Source organism: Rhizobacter sp. Root1221, from assembly GCF_001425785.1.
Classification (GTDB): Bacteria; Pseudomonadota; Gammaproteobacteria; order Burkholderiales; family Burkholderiaceae_C; genus Rhizobacter.
The window spans coordinates 19,836-33,207 of record NZ_LMDI01000010.1 but is presented as its reverse complement, the minus strand read 5'-3'; the positions used below and the strand labels follow the sequence as shown (position 1 = coordinate 33,207).

Annotated in this window: 12 protein-coding genes; 9 read left to right on the top strand and 3 right to left on the bottom strand. The window is 69.7% G+C overall.

The features are described 5' to 3' along the window. Positions 1 to 214 precede the first annotated feature (214 nt). Together ASC87_RS08620 and katG are read left to right on the top strand one after the other, a co-directional pair. Entirely contained in the window at positions 215 to 2,056 is a 1,842-nt protein-coding gene (locus ASC87_RS08620) for a sigma-54-dependent Fis family transcriptional regulator (protein WP_056659620.1), read from the top strand. A 124-nt stretch (positions 2,057 to 2,180) separates the two neighbouring features. Beyond that, positions 2,181 to 4,436: a catalase/peroxidase HPI gene (katG, locus tag ASC87_RS08615; protein ID WP_056659618.1), complete on the top strand. Its 2,256-nt coding sequence runs from the start codon at positions 2,181 to 2,183 to the stop codon at positions 4,434 to 4,436. A 94-nt stretch (positions 4,437 to 4,530) separates the two neighbouring features. On the opposite strand, the gene ASC87_RS08610 is transcribed toward katG, so the two are convergent. Then, positions 4,531 to 4,773: a glutaredoxin domain-containing protein gene (locus ASC87_RS08610; RefSeq protein WP_056659616.1), complete on the bottom strand. Its 243-nt coding sequence runs from the start codon at positions 4,771 to 4,773 to the stop codon at positions 4,531 to 4,533. Positions 4,774 to 4,869: 96 nt separating this feature from the next. Between ASC87_RS08610 and ASC87_RS08605 the strand changes: the two genes are divergently transcribed. From ASC87_RS08605 to ASC87_RS08590, 4 genes are read left to right on the top strand one after another with little or no spacing between them, the layout of a single operon-like run. After that, positions 4,870 to 6,087 (top strand): YjgN family protein, encoded by a 1,218-nt coding sequence (locus ASC87_RS08605; protein ID WP_056659614.1) that lies wholly within the window; start codon positions 4,870 to 4,872, stop codon positions 6,085 to 6,087. Between the two features lie 13 nt (positions 6,088 to 6,100). After that, positions 6,101 to 7,135: a M48 family metallopeptidase gene (locus ASC87_RS08600; RefSeq protein ID WP_056659612.1), complete on the top strand. Its 1,035-nt coding sequence runs from the start codon at positions 6,101 to 6,103 to the stop codon at positions 7,133 to 7,135. A 48-nt stretch (positions 7,136 to 7,183) separates the two neighbouring features. Next, entirely contained in the window at positions 7,184 to 8,077 is an 894-nt protein-coding gene (locus ASC87_RS08595) for a dienelactone hydrolase family protein (RefSeq protein WP_056659610.1), read from the top strand. Continuing rightward, on the top strand, positions 8,074 to 8,484 hold the full coding sequence (locus tag ASC87_RS08590; protein ID WP_056659608.1) for a hypothetical protein: 411 nt from the start codon (positions 8,074 to 8,076) through the stop codon (positions 8,482 to 8,484). Before ASC87_RS08595 ends, ASC87_RS08590 begins: the two co-directional genes overlap by 4 nt. A 25-nt stretch (positions 8,485 to 8,509) precedes the next feature. Here the strand turns inward: ASC87_RS08590 and ASC87_RS08585 are convergent, their stop codons facing one another. Next, positions 8,510 to 9,883: a polysaccharide lyase family 1 protein gene (locus tag ASC87_RS08585; protein ID WP_082568501.1), complete on the bottom strand. Its 1,374-nt coding sequence runs from the start codon at positions 9,881 to 9,883 to the stop codon at positions 8,510 to 8,512. A 106-nt stretch (positions 9,884 to 9,989) separates the two neighbouring features. Continuing rightward, positions 9,990 to 10,412 (bottom strand): Lrp/AsnC family transcriptional regulator, encoded by a 423-nt coding sequence (locus tag ASC87_RS08580; RefSeq protein WP_056659604.1) that lies wholly within the window; start codon positions 10,410 to 10,412, stop codon positions 9,990 to 9,992. Between the two features lie 174 nt (positions 10,413 to 10,586). On the opposite strand from ASC87_RS08580, the gene ASC87_RS08575 reads away from it, so the two are divergent. Genes ASC87_RS08575 through ASC87_RS08565 form a run of 3 tightly spaced genes read left to right on the top strand, consistent with a single transcriptional unit; the run spans position 10,587 to position 13,330 of the window. Further along, positions 10,587 to 11,690 carry an ornithine cyclodeaminase gene (locus ASC87_RS08575; RefSeq protein ID WP_056659602.1) on the top strand — a complete coding sequence of 368 codons (1,104 nt, stop codon included), beginning with the start codon at positions 10,587 to 10,589 and terminating at the stop codon, positions 11,688 to 11,690. Further along, on the top strand, positions 11,687 to 12,661 hold the full coding sequence (rocF, locus tag ASC87_RS08570; RefSeq protein ID WP_056659599.1) for an arginase: 975 nt from the start codon (positions 11,687 to 11,689) through the stop codon (positions 12,659 to 12,661). The genes ASC87_RS08575 and rocF overlap by 4 nt, the downstream gene beginning before the upstream one ends. Positions 12,662 to 12,685: 24 nt before the next feature. Beyond that, the gene (locus ASC87_RS08565; RefSeq protein ID WP_056659597.1) at positions 12,686 to 13,330 is read left to right on the top strand and encodes a nucleoside/nucleotide kinase family protein; all 645 of its coding nucleotides are present in this window, start codon (positions 12,686 to 12,688) and stop codon (positions 13,328 to 13,330) included. The last annotated feature ends 42 nt before the right edge of the window (positions 13,331 to 13,372 follow it).

Here is a 13,372-nt window from a genome sequence, read left to right as displayed (position 1 = left end):
AGAGGGAAGGGCCCGCGCCCTCTGCCGCGCAGGCCCCTAGGCGCAAGGCCCGTACCCGGAGGCCTTGGGAGTTTCCCCAGGTGCGGTGCCGCCGCGCCTGCCCCGGCGCACACTCGCGGATGCGTTTACGGCGCGCCGGTGCTGTCGCAACTTGCGACATCCGCCGGCGCGACACGTCGCTGCGTGCGAATGCCGTGCGACAACAGGAGGTGCCATGTCCGACATGCCGGTGATGGTGTCGCGGGTCCAGCAGGCCCGCGAGCTGTTTTTTGCGGAAGGCCGCTCACCCGACGGCTGGGTGCCGCCGCACATCACGCGCTCGTGGATGCGCTGCCGCTCGAACGGCCACCGCCCCGACCTGTGGGCACCCATGGCCACCGCGCTCGTGCAGGCCCGCCGGCACGACACCCGCGGCCTGCTGGCGTGCGCCCAGCCCGAACTGGACGGCCTGGCCGACCACGTGGCCGGCACCGGCTGCATCGCGGTCATCTGCGACGCCGACGGCATGATCCTCGACGAAGTGGGCTGCCCTGACTTCGTGCCCAAGGCCGACCGCGTGGCGCTGCGCCTCGGCGCCGACTGGTCTGAATCCGCCCGCGGCACCAATGCCATCGGCACCGTGCTCATCGAGCGCGAGCCGCTGGCGGTGCTGGGGGGTGAACACTTCCTGAACGACAACGCCATCCTCGCCTGCGCCGCCGCGCCCATCTTCGACGGCCAGGGGGCCATCGCCGGGGTGCTGGACATGTCGGGCGAACCCGCCCGGCTCGACAACCACGCCCTCGGCATCGTGCGGTTGGCCGCCCGGCAGATCGAACACCGCCTGCTGCTGGCCACCGCCCGCGGCCAGTTGCTGCGTTTCCACATCAAGCCCACGATGCTGGGCACACCGCGCGAGGGCCTGATCGCCGTCGAGGACGGCCAGGTCATCGCCGCCAACGGCATCGGCCTCGCACTGCTCGGCGAAACGTGGGAGACGCTGCTGGGGCAGCCCGTGGAGCGCCTGATCGGGCGGCCGTGGTCGCGCGTGGACCCGCATGGCGCGCTCATCACGTTGCCGGGGGGCACGTCGCTGGTGGCCACCATCATCCCCGCGTCCACCCGTGTCAGCGTGCCCGTGGGCGAACTGGCGCACCTGGCCCCGCGTGCCATCGCGGCCGACCCGTTCGATGCGCTGCTGGCCCAGGCCATCCGCGTGCTCGACGCCGGTGTGCCGGTGCTCATCAGCGGCGAGACCGGTGTGGGCAAGGAGGTGTTCGCGCAGCGGCTGCAGCGGGAAGGCCGGCGCCAGGCAGGCCCCTTCGTGGCCGTCAACTGCGCGGCGTTGCCCGAGACGCTGATCGAGTCCGAACTCTTCGGCTACGACGATGGCGCGTTCACCGGCGCCCGCCGGCGCGGTGCCCCGGGCCGCCTGCGCGAGGCCCATGGCGGTGTGCTGTTCCTCGACGAGATCGGCGACATGCCTCTCGCCATGCAGACCCGCTTGTTGCGTGTGCTCGAGACCCGCGAGGTGCTGCCGCTCGGCGGCGGCAAGCCGGTGGCCGTCGACTTCGACCTGGTGTGTGCCAGCCACTGCGACCTGCCGCGCCTCGCCGCCGAGGGAGGCTTTCGCAGCGACCTGCTGTACCGCATCGCCGGGTACGGCGTGGCATTGCCGCCGCTGCGCGAACGGCCCGACCGGCGTGCACTGATCCAGCAGCTGTTCGACGGGCTGGCGCAGGCGCGGCGGTTGCGCTTGTCCTGCCATGCGCTCGACGCGCTCGATCGGCACCCGTGGCCGGGGAACGTGAGGGAGCTGCTGAACGTGTTGAAGACCGTGGTGGCACTGGCCACCGATGGCGAGTGCATCAACCACGTGCCACTGGCGCACCGGGACCGCGTGGCGCCGTCCGTGGCCGACGTGATGCCCGTGCCCCTCGGCGACCTGATGGAACAGGCCATCGCCCGCACGTTGGCCGCCTGCGGCGGACGCGTCGCCGAGACCGCGCGGCGGCTGGGGGTGCACCGGAGCACCGTCTACCGGCACCTGGCGGGGACGCGGACCGGGTCGGGGTGACGCGTCTGCGCGTGCGTCAAGCGGCGCAGGCTATCGCGGAGATCAGCGTTTCCGGTCACGCTGGCGCTGATTTCGCCAGAGAATCCGTGTACCCCTTCTCTCTTCCAGATTCAGGAGTCGTCACATGAGCAGCAACAAGCCAGAGGGCAAGTGTCCCTTCAGTCAGTCCACCAGCGCCGGCACGACCAACCAGGCCTGGTGGCCCCAGCAACTGCGCGTCGACCTGCTGCATCAGCACTCCGCGAAGTCGGACCCCATGGACCCGGACTTCGACTACGCCGAGGCGTTCAAGCGCCTCGACCTGGCGTCCGTCAAGAAGGACCTCGCCGCCCTGATGACCGACTCCCAGGACTGGTGGCCGGCCGACTTCGGGCACTACGGCCCGCTGTTCATCCGCATGGCCTGGCACAGCGCCGGCACCTACCGCATCGGCGACGGCCGCGGGGGTGCGGGCCGCGGGCAGCAGCGCTTCGCGCCGCTGAACAGCTGGCCCGACAACGTGAGCCTCGACAAGGCCCGCCGCCTGCTGTGGCCCATCAAGCAGAAGTACGGCCGCAGCATCTCCTGGGCCGACCTGATGATCCTCACCGGCAACGTCGCCCTCGAGACCATGGGCTTCAAGACCTTCGGCTTCGCCGGTGGTCGCCCAGACGTGTGGGAACCCGACCAGGACGTGTACTGGGGCCGCGAGACGAAATGGCTGGGCGGTGACCTGCGTTACGCCCATGGCTCCGAAGGGGTGGCCAAGGATGGCGGCGTGCTGGTGTCCGAGGACAACCCGGACGGCGACCAGCACTCGCGCAACCTCGAGAACCCGCTCGCGGCCGTGCAGATGGGCCTGATCTACGTGAACCCCGAAGGCCCGGACGGCAACCCCGACCCGCTCGCCGCGGCACGAGACATCCGCGACACCTTCGGCCGCATGGCCATGGACGACGAAGAGACCGTCGCACTGATCGCCGGGGGCCACAGCTTCGGCAAGACCCACGGCGCAGGGCCGGCATCGCACGTGGCCGAGGAGCCCGAGGGGTCCGGCATCGAACACCAGGGCTTCGGCTGGAAGAACAGCTTCGGCACCGGCAAGGGCGGCGACACCATCACCAGCGGCCTGGAAGTCACGTGGACCACCACGCCCACGCGGTGGAGCAACAACTTCTTCGAGAACCTGTTCGGCTTCGAATGGGAACTGACCAAGAGCCCGGCTGGCGCGCACCAGTGGGTGGCAAAGAACGGCAGCGGCGCCGGCACCATCCCGGACGCACATGACCCGGCGAAGCGCCATGCGCCCACGATGCTGACCACCGACCTCTCGCTGCGGATCGACCCCGCCTACGAGAAGATCTCCCGCCGCTTCCTGCAGAACCCCGACCAGTTCGCCGACGCGTTCGCACGGGCCTGGTTCAAGCTGACCCACCGTGACATGGGTCCGCGTGCCCGCTACCTGGGGCCGGAGGTGCCGAAGGAAGAACTCATCTGGCAGGACCCCATTCCCGCGGTGGACCACAAGCTGGTCGACGCGAAGGACGTTGCGGCCCTCCAGAAAAAGGTGCTCGCGTCGGGCCTGACCGTGCCGCAGCTGGTGTCGACCGCCTGGGCGTCGGCATCCACGTTCCGGGGCTCGGACAAGCGTGGTGGCGCCAACGGTGCGCGCATCCGCCTCGCGCCGCAGAAGGACTGGGCCGCCAACGAACCGGCCCAACTGGCGGCGGTGCTCCAGGTGCTGGAAGGCATCCGCGGCGACTTCAACGCCGCGGCCTCCGCCGGCAAGAAGATCTCGCTCGCCGACCTGATCGTGCTGGCAGGGGGCGCCGCCGTGGAGCAGGCGGCCCGCGAAGTCGGCCTCGCCGTCACGGTGCCGTTCTCGCCGGGGCGCATGGACGCCTCGCAGGCCCAGACCGACGTGCCGTCGTTCACGCCCCTCGAACCCGTCGCCGACGGCTTCCGCAACTTCCAGAAGGCGCGCTACGCCGTGCCGGCCGAGGCGCTGCTGATCGACAAGGCACAGCTGCTGACGCTGACGGCGCCGGAGATGACCGTGCTGGTCGGTGGCCTGCGGGTGCTGGGTGCCAACGCCGGGCAGACCCCGCACGGGGTGTTCACGCGCAAGCCGGGCACCTTGAGCAACGACTACTTCGTCGCGCTGCTCGACATGGGCACGGTGTGGACACCGGGTGCCGACGGCGTGTACGAAGGGCGCGACCGCAAGACGGGGCAATCGAAGTGGACGGCCACGCGCGTGGACCTGGTGTTCGGTTCCAACGCGCAACTCCGTGCCATCGCCGAGGTGTACGGCAGCGCCGATGCGAAGCAGAAGTTCGCCGACGACTTCGTGGCGGCGTGGGTCAAGGTGATGAACCTGGACCGATTCGACCTCGCCTGAGGCTTGCCGCGGAAACCTCGTGGGGCCGGACATCATCCGGTCCCACGAGCGCCGGCGCGGCCGGGACCCGCTGGTCGATCGGCCAGGCGCGGCCCTACCGCCCCAGCTGCACCAGTGCCGCCTGCAGGCCCGAGACACCGCCCACACGCTGCTCGTTGATGAAGACCTGCGGCATCTGGCGAACGGACGGGCCGCACTTCTCGTAGAACGCGAGCCGCGCGGCCTCGTCGTCGATGCGGATCTCCTCGAAGTCGAGCGCGCGCGACTTGAGCAGCATCTTGGCCTGGTCGCACTGGGGGCAGGCTGATTTCGAGTAGACGACGATCTTCAGTGTCATGGCGGAATGCGTTGCGGATGAAGGCGCCATTCTGGCCCTCCGGCGGGTGTCTCGGGGCTCGGTGATAAATTGCCCCGGGATTCGAGGGAGAGAACCATGAACAACACCATCGGCAGCAACGCCCGCCCCGACGATGCGGCACCATCGGGCAGCACCCTGCCCATCCGATTCACCGCGTCCGGCAGCGAGTACTTCCGCATCTGGATCGTCAACCTGCTGCTGACACTGGTGACGGTGGGCCTCTACTACCCGTGGGCGAAGGTGCGCAAGCTGCGCTACTTCTACGGGAACACCTGGGTCGGCCACCATGCGTTCGACTTCCATGGCAACCCGCGCCGCATGTTGCGCGGCACGCTGCTGGTGGGCGTGCTGTTCATCGCGTACTCGGCCGCCGGCCAGTTCTCACCCACGGCTGGCCTGGTCGCCATCCTGATCATTGCCGGGGTGTGGCCCGCACTGTTCCGCGCGTCGATGCGGTTCCGGCTGGCCAACACCAGTTGGCGGGGGATGCGGTTCCATTTCAACGGCGACATGGCCGGCGCCTACAAGGCCTTGCTGCCCACCATGGTGCCGGCAGCGCTCTTCATCGGGCTCACGCTGTTCATGCCCGGCGCACCCGCAGAAGACGCCGCGCCGGCGGCTTCACCCGCCTCGTGGCTGGAGGCGCTGTTGGGCGTGGCGATGCTCGCCACCTTGGCGCTGGTGCCGCTGCTGGTCTGGGGTGTCAAGCGCTACCAGCACGGCCACTGTGCACTCGGGCAGGTCCAGACCCGCCTGGCCGCCGGACCCGGCCCGTTCTACGTCGTGTTCGCCAAGGCGGCGGGGGTGTCGCTCCTGTCCGTCCTCGGCTTCTGCGCCGCGGGGTTCGTCGCGGCGATGCTTCTGGGGCTCGGGGGCTACTTTTCGGGCGAGGGCGGGAAGAACCCGGGAATGCACGCCGCCATGGTGATCGGGATGGGGGTCTTCGCCCTCGCCTACGTCGTGCTGCTCATCGTGAACAACACCTTCCTCACGTCCCGCCTCCAGAACCTGGTGTGGAACCGCACCACGAGCACCGAGGTCCGTTTCGAAAGCCGCCTGCTGCTCGGGCCGCTGGTGAGGCTGGCGCTCCAGAACGGCCTGCTGGTGCTGCTCACGCTGGGCCTGTACTGGCCGTTCGCGGCAGTGGCCTCGGCACGGCTGCGGTTGCAGGCCGTCACCGTCCACACCCGCCGCCCCGTGGACGACCTCGCGGCACAAGCCGGGTTGGCCGGGGACAACGATGCCACCGGGGATGCCGCCGGCGACCTGTTCGGGCTGGATTTCGGCCTCTGAGAGGGCGCCGCCCATGACCCAACCCGAACGGCTGGCAGCCGAGTACTTCGACGGTGTGTCGGCGCGCCCGTTGCACGTCGAGGCCCGGATCGACGGCGACACGCTGTGCATCCAGCCGCCCGAGGGTGACCCGAAGCGGGTGCCGCTGCGGCGGGTGCGGTGGCCGGAACGGCAGCGGCATGGCGCACGTGTGGCGCACCTCCCGGACGGCACCTCGTTGCACTGTGCTGACGCCATGGCCTTCGACACCTGGGCACGGCACGCCGGCCTGGGTGAATCGTGGGTGGTGAAGGCGCAGCAAAGCTGGCGCTGGACCGCCGCGGGTGTGGCGATGCTGCTCGTGCTGTGTGGCGTGCTGTACCAATGGGGGCTGCCGTGGGGCGCCCGCGCCGCGCTGGCATTCGTGCCTGCGCGGGTCGACCGCGAACTCGGTGACATCGCGATGCGGTCGATCCGGGACGAAGGCCTGGTGTCGCCCACCGCGCTGCCGCCCGGGCAGCAGCAACGCCTCCGTGCCGCCTGGTCGCGGGCGGTCGCCAACGCGGGCCCCGCCGGTGTCACCATCGACCTCCACTTCCACAAGAGCAAGCTCGGCCCCAACGCGTTCGCGCTGCCGGGCGGGCACGTGGTGCTGACCGACGAGATGGTGGCACTGGTCGAAGGCCGCGAGGACGTGCTCATCGGGGTGCTGGCCCACGAGGCGGGGCACGTGCGGCACCGCCACGGCATGCGCATGCTCGCCCAGACCACCTTGCTGGGTGGCATCACCAGCATCGCGTTCGGCGACTTCAGTGGCTTGCTGGCGGCAGCGCCCGCCCTGCTGGGGCACCTCGCCTATTCCCGCGACTTCGAACGCGAGGCCGACGGTGACGCCATCGCGCTGCTGCAGGCCAACGGCATCCCGCCCGCGGTGATGGCGACGATGTTCGAGCGCCTGCGAGCCCACCAGCGCAAGGAGGGCATGCCCGACCTGCCCATCGCGCTCGGCAGCCACCCGCCGGACGAGGAGCGCATCGCCCGGTTCCGTGACGCAGCCGCCGTGCGCTGACGCCTCCGGGTGGAGTAATCTGGGCGCCTTTCATCCACGGGAGCGCCCATGTCTTCACGCCTGACCTCTCAAGATTTCGACCAGGAACTGCTCATCCTGTTCGACGCCTACGTGCACGGCGACCTGGACCGGCGCGGTTTCCTGGAAAAGGCGCGGCGGTTCGCCAAGGCGGGCGTGACAGCTGCCGGGTTGCTGGCAGCGCTGAGCCCCGACTTTGCCGTCGGCCAACAGATCCGCCCCGACGACACCCGCGTGAAGGCGGAATGGGTCACCGTGCCGACGGGCTCGGGCGCCGGAGGCATCCGCGGCTACCTGGTGCGGCCCGCGTCGGCGGGCACGAAACGCCTGCCGATGGTGCTCGTGATCCACGAGAACCGTGGGCTCAATCCCCACATCGAAGACATCGCCCGCCGGTTGGCTCTCGACGGGTTCATGGCATTTGCACCGGATGCGCTGACCCCGCTGGGCGGCTACCCGGGCGACGAAGACAAGGCCCGCGCCGCATTCGCCACGCTGGACCAGGAGAAGACGCGCGAGGACTTCGTGGCGGCCGCCGACTGGTTGCGCGGCCGGCCCGACGGCAACGGCCGGCTCGGTGCGGTGGGCTTCTGTTATGGCGGCGGCATCGTGCACTGGCTCGCCACGCAGCGGCCTGACCTGAATGCCGCCGTGCCCTTCTACGGCAACAGCCCGGCGCCAGACCACGCCTCGCGCGTGAAGGCGCCGCTGCTGGTGCAGCTGGCCGCGGTGGACGAGCGCATCAACACCGCATGGCCCGCGTACGAGGCCGCACTGAAGGCGGCGAGCGTGCGGTACGAGGTCCATCAGTACCCGGGCACACAACACGGGTTCAACAACGACACCACGCCGCGCTACGACGCCGACGCGGCGAAACTGGCATGGACGCGCACCATCGCGTTCTTCAAGACCCACCTCACGTGACGCAGGCCGCCGCCATGACGGCCGGCGAACTCATTGCGCTGGCAAACGCATCCGGCGCGGGCGCCGGATGCCCCCGGTGTTCGGCGCTGGTGTGCCGCGGCTGGGAGTCGATGCCAGGCGGGTTCGACCGGTCGAACCTGCGGTGCGTGGGCACCTTGCGTGCCCCCGGCGATGACGACCCCACGCTGGCGGAGTTCCACCCGGCCGGCACCCACGGCTGGTCCGACAGCGCCCCCATCGCGCCGGGCTGGTTCCCGTACAACCGTTGCGACGTGTGGCAATGTGAAGGCTGCGCCCGGCCGTTCCTGCGCTACACCGAGTACGGCGGCTACTACACGGACGAGCGCATCCGCGAGGTGCGCGCGCACCTCGTGGTCAACCCGCCGCCCGGGACGGCCCCCACCTGAGCCCCGGGCGGCAAGACGCCAGCCGTCAGCTGCAGCTCATCGTGGCCAGGGCCTTGCCGGCGCCCGCCACGGCGGCCAGCTTCTGCTTCACGCACGCGGCATCCTGCACCGTGTGGGTGTAGGTGATGCTCACCGGGAACGTGGCGGTGCTGACCCAGTCGTTCGCGTCACGCGTGGGCGACGACTCGCTCGCCACCCAGGTGATGCCGTACTGGGCGAAGTCGGCCGGCGACTTCACGTTGTTGTTGCGCAGTTGCCAGAAGCCGATCGCGGTGCTGTCCCGCGAGGTGATGGGGTTCTGCGCGTTCTCGAAGTAGTTGCCTTCGATCAGCGAGTAGCCGCCCATGCGCACGTTGATGCCCGACGTCAGCACGCCGGTGTACAGGTTGTTGTACAGGTGGGTGTAGCCGCCGCGTTGCAGCGGCAGGCGCGCCTTCACGTTCTGGTACACGTTGTGGTGGAACGTGATGAAGCGGTCGCTGGAATCGCTGTCGCTCGAACCGATCAGGCCCACCTTCTGGTGGTCGTGGATGTGGTTGTACGAGTAGGTGATGTGGTGCGCGCCGGCCTTGCTGTCGATCAGGCCGTCGAACTCCAGGTCACCCGCGCCGGCGCAGTCCTTGGTGCTGCTGAACAGCGTGTTGTGGTCCACCCAGATGTAGCCGGGGAACTGCCCGCCCTGCCCTTCGATGCCGATGGCATCGATGGAACCGGGCAGCAGGCCGATCGTCATGTTGCGGATGATGACGTTCGTGGCGGCACCCTTGATCGCCAGCCCGAAGTTCGCGGCCGAGCCGGCGGCGCCTTCGATGGTGACGTTGCCCTTGTTCTTGATCTCGACGATGTCGCCCGCGTCCTTCTGCCACTGCGCGCACGTGTCGGTGATGGTGCTGTAGTCGAACTTGCCCGTGTAGCGGACCACGAGGCCGCCCGTGCCGGTGTAGGCATCGATCGCGGCTTGCATCTGCGCCGCGGTGGCGGCCGTCACGGCCGTGACACTGCCGCCGCCGGTCACCTTGCCGGCATAACCACCGGACTCCCCGTCCGACACGGCGCCCGGAGCGGGAGCGGGAGCGGGAGCAGGAGCGGGAGCGGGAGCGGGAGCGGGAGCGGGAGCAGGAGCAGGAGCAGGTGCAGGTGCAGGTGCAGGTGCAGGTGCAGGTGCAGGTGCAGGTGCAGGGGCTGGGGCCGGTGCCGGTGCCGGTGCCGGTGCCGGTGCCGGTGCCGGTGCCGGTGCCGGTGCCGGTGCTGGCGCAGCCGCGGTGTTTCCGCCGTCCGACGTGGTGGTGGCCGTGTCACCGTCCCCTCCACACCCCACGAGCGTGGCGAGAAGGATGGGGGCAACGCAGTGAAACGCTTTTGAAACGCTGCGCGCGTTGTGTCGGTCGGGAGAAGTCATTTCGGGCGGGATCCGTTGAGAGGTTCGAAAAATGGGCACATCGCCGCCGGGTTCGTGGGCCCCGGGGCAGCTCTACCCCATCTCCGCAACATCCGTTCCTGACGCCTCACAGCTTGTGGGTCGACAACAGCAGGCTCGTCTCCGTGCTGGAGATGCCCTCCACATGCCGCAGCCGGCTGAGGATGCGGTCGAACTCCTCCAGCGAGTCGGCGCGCAGCTCCGCGATGATGTCCCAGCGCCCGTTGGTGGTATGCAGGGTCTGGACCGCAGGGTCGCCCCGCAACGTGCGGATGACGTCGTCGGCGGCATTGCCTTCCACCGCGATGGTGGTGAGGGCGCGGATGCGGTGGGCCTCGGACTGCGGTTTCAATCGCACGGTGTAGCCCACGATGGTGCCGTTCTGTTCGAGCTTCGTGATGCGGTTCTGCGCCGTGCCCCGCGCCACCTTCAGCTGCCGGGCGATCTCCACCAGCGACATGCGGGCGTTGGCCCGCAGCAGGGCGATGAGTTCGCGGTCGGTGTCGTCCATGCGGGAGCCTCCATCGAGCAAATTGCCCAAGACCTCTTGCGCTTTTGCTCAGCAAGTCTAGCAATGTGTGCAGCTTGCCTGCTGGAAACTGACTGCCGCCCCGCAGAAAATCGATGCATCGGCAGCGGCCCTGCGGGACCCGCTGCCACGGCAAACCCACACAGCGAGGTCCACGTGGTCGACTACATCGGCATTTCCGACATCCGGCGCATCGTCCGGGAACAAGGGATCGAATCCCTGATCGCGCAGATCGCCACGCAGATCGAGGCGGACTACCGGCGCTGGGGCGCCTTCGAGAAGGACGCCCGCATCGCGAGCCACTCGCCCGTGGGCGTGATCGAACTGATGCCCATCTCGGACGGCCGGCACTACACGTTCAAGTACGTCAACGGCCACCCCGGCAACACCGCCGCGGGCCTGCTCACCGTCACCGCGTTCGGTGTGCTCGCCGACGTTGAAACAGGCTACCCGCTGCTGCTGTCCGAGCTCACCATCGTCACGGCCCTGCGCACGGCGGCGATGTCGGTGCTGGCCGCACGCTGGATGGCGCGGCCCGATGCCCGTGTGCTCGCCCTCATCGGCAACGGCGCACAGAGCGAGTTCCAGGCCATCGCCTTCGCCCATCAATTGGGGCTTCGCGAAGTACGGCTCTACGACGTGGACCCGGCCGCATCCCACAAGCTCGAGCGCAACCTGCTGCGCAGCCGGGCCACGCAGCACCTGAAGATCGTGCGTGCCACCAGCGTGGCTGATGCGGTGCGCGGCGCCGACATCGTCACCACCATCACCGCCGACAAGCGCAACGCCGTGATCCTGTCGCCGGAGATGATCGAGCCCGGCATGCACCTCAACGCCGTCGGTGGCGACTGCCCCGGCAAGACCGAGTTGCATGCGGACATCCTGCTGCGCCCCGATGCCCGCGTGGTGGTGGAGTTGGAGGCGCAGTCGCGCGTCGAAGGCGAGGTGCAGCAGATGGCGCCCGACTTCCCGGTCACGGAGTTCGAGCAGATCGTCCGTGGCGCGGCGCCCGGCCGCCACCATGCCGGCGAGGTGAGCATCTTCGATTCGGTGGGGTTCGCGCTGGAGGACTATTCGGCGCTGCGGGTGCTGCACCAACTGGTGCAGGAAGACCCCCGCCGCGCGCGCCAGATCGACCTCGTCCCCGACCTGGACGACCCGAAGGACCTGTACGGCGCGGCCGTCGACGTCCCGGGCCTGTCGATCCGCCATGACACCCCGTTCGCGGTGGCACGCACTGCGGGCGGTGCCGTTCAATGACCGCACGCCTGAGCCTGATCGGGGTGCCCACCGACATCGGCGCCAGCGTGCGCGGCGCGAGCATGGGGCCGGAGGCCCTGCGCGTGGCCGGTCTGCAAGGCGCCCTGGCCCACCTGGGCCTGGACGTGGCCGACCGCGGCGACGTGCAGGGGCCGCCCAACCCGTGCGATGCCCCGCGCGACGGGTACCGCCACCTTCCGCAGGCCGTGGCCTGGAACCAGCGGCTCCACGACGCCGTCTACGCCGAGCTGCAGGGCGGGCGTGTGCCCGTGGTGCTCGGGGGCGACCATTGCCTCGGCATCGGCTCGGTGAGCGCGGTGGCGCGCCACTGCCGCGAACGTGGCAAGAAGCTGCGGGTGCTGTGGCTGGACGCCCACGCCGACTTCAACACCCACGACCTCTCGCCGAGCGGCAACGTCCACGGCATGCCCGTCGCGTGCCTGTGCGGCTACGGCCCGGCCGAGCTGACGGCCATCGGCGGGGTGGTGCCCGCGGTGGACGTGCGGGACATCCGGCAGATCGGCATCCGCAGCGTGGACGACGGCGAAAAGCGCCTGGTGCACGACGTCGGGCTCGAGGTCTACGACATGCGGTTCATCGACGAGGTGGGCATGCGCAACACGATGGCCCTGGCCCTGTCGAAGATGGACGCGGACACCCACCTGCACGTCAGCTTCGACGTCGACTTCCTCGACCCGTCCATCGCGCCCGGCGTGGCCACCACGATCCTCGGCGGGCCCACGTTCCGCGAGGCGCAGTTGTGCATGGAGATGATCGCCGACACCGGCCTGCTCGCATCGCTCGACATCGTGGAACTCAACCCGGCCCTCGACGTGCGCAACGGCACCGCCGTGGTGGCCGTGGACCTGGTGCAGTCCCTCTTCGGCAAGAGCACGCTGCACCGGGAGCGGCCCCGCCTGCCGCGCGGGGTGGCGTCGCGGGACTTCGAGCCCGTGCCGGGCGGCCACTGAGGCGCCAGCGCTTACGATCGGCGCATGCCACCCGTTTCGACACCCAACGTTCCCGATGCCTGCCTCGCGCGTGTGCGCGCCCTGCTCCACGACGGCCAACGCAAGCTGCTCGGCCTCGTGGGGCCGCCGGGTGCGGGCAAGTCCACCTTCGCGGAGGCCCTCCGCGCCGCGTTCGATGGCGTGGCGCAGGTGGTGCCGATGGACGGCTTCCACCTGGCCAACGTCGAGCTGCAGCGCCTCGGCCGGTCCCACCGCAAGGGGGCGCCGGACACGTTCGACAGCGCGGGCTATGCGGCCTTGCTGCAGCGGCTGCGCTCGCAGCGTCCGGACGAGATCGTCTACGCCCCCGAGTTCCGGCGCGAGATCGAGGAGCCCATCGCGGGGGCCATCCCGGTCTTTCCGCGGACGCAGCTCGTGATCACCGAAGGCAACTACCTGCTGCTGGACCACGGCCACTGGCCCGCCGTGGCCCCGCTGCTGGACGAGGTCTGGTACGTCGACGTGGACGATGCGCTGCGCCAGGAACGGTTGACCCGCCGGCACGAGCAGTTCGGCCGCAGCCGGCAGGAGGCCATCGACTGGGTGGCGAACACCGACGAGCCGAACGCGCAGCGGATCGCGGCCACCCGGCACCGGGCGCAACTGGTGGTGCGCTGGGACAGTGCGTGAGCGGGCCGGACGGTGGATTCAAGGCTGGAAGCGGTCTTCGTT

Coding starts and splice junctions, on each gene's coding strand:
- ASC87_RS08565 (WP_056659597.1), top strand. CDS start 12,686: ATGCCACCCGTTTCGACACCCAACGTTCCCGATGCCTGCCTCGCGCGT.
- ASC87_RS08600 (WP_056659612.1), top strand. CDS start 6,101: ATGACCCAACCCGAACGGCTGGCAGCCGAGTACTTCGACGGTGTGTCG.
- ASC87_RS08585 (WP_082568501.1), bottom strand. CDS start 9,883: ATGACTTCTCCCGACCGACACAACGCGCGCAGCGTTTCAAAAGCGTTT.
- ASC87_RS08605 (WP_056659614.1), top strand. CDS start 4,870: ATGAACAACACCATCGGCAGCAACGCCCGCCCCGACGATGCGGCACCA.
- ASC87_RS08595 (WP_056659610.1), top strand. CDS start 7,184: ATGTCTTCACGCCTGACCTCTCAAGATTTCGACCAGGAACTGCTCATC.
- ASC87_RS08620 (WP_056659620.1), top strand. CDS start 215: ATGTCCGACATGCCGGTGATGGTGTCGCGGGTCCAGCAGGCCCGCGAG.
- katG (WP_056659618.1), top strand. CDS start 2,181: ATGAGCAGCAACAAGCCAGAGGGCAAGTGTCCCTTCAGTCAGTCCACC.
- ASC87_RS08610 (WP_056659616.1), bottom strand. CDS start 4,773: ATGACACTGAAGATCGTCGTCTACTCGAAATCAGCCTGCCCCCAGTGC.
- ASC87_RS08580 (WP_056659604.1), bottom strand. CDS start 10,412: ATGGACGACACCGACCGCGAACTCATCGCCCTGCTGCGGGCCAACGCC.
- rocF (WP_056659599.1), top strand. CDS start 11,687: ATGACCGCACGCCTGAGCCTGATCGGGGTGCCCACCGACATCGGCGCC.